The sequence below is a fragment of the Mesorhizobium sp. M7A.F.Ca.US.006.04.2.1 genome (assembly GCF_004022915.1).
Classification (GTDB): domain Bacteria; phylum Pseudomonadota; class Alphaproteobacteria; order Rhizobiales; family Rhizobiaceae; genus Mesorhizobium; species Mesorhizobium ciceri.
Genome location: NZ_RZQA01001627.1, coordinates 1 through 481 on the forward strand (window position 1 = coordinate 1; position 481 = coordinate 481).

Sequence of the window (481 nt, forward strand, 5' to 3'; positions counted from 1 at the left end):
GACGCTGACCATCACCATCCACGGCACCGACGATGCGCCGGTTGCGGTCGCCGACACCGGGTCCGCGAACGAGGCCGGCATCACGCCGGCCACGGCGGCGACCGGCAACGTTCTGGCCAACGACACCGACGTCGACAACACCCATGCCCAGTTGAGCGTGAGCGCGGTGACGGGCGGCACGGTCGGGTCTGCGCTGGCCGGCAGCTACGGTTCGGTGACGATCAACGGCGACGGCAGCTACAACTACGTCATCGACGATGCGAACCCGACGGTTGACGCGCTCAATGTCGGCGGCAGTCTGACCGACAGCTTCACCTACACGGTGAGCGACGGCCAGGGCGGGACCTCCTCGACGACGCTGACCATCACCATCCACGGCACCGACGATGCGCCGGTTGCGGTCGCCGACACCGGGTCCGCGAACGAGGCCGGCATCACGCCGGCCACGGCGGCGACCGGCAACGTTCTGGCCAACGACACC

The 481-nt window shown here is 69.0% G+C and carries 1 protein-coding gene; it reads left to right on the forward strand.

The features are described from left to right. The coding region (locus tag EN925_RS39115; RefSeq protein ID WP_164894850.1) for an Ig-like domain-containing protein at positions 1–481 on the forward strand (481 nt) is incomplete at both ends.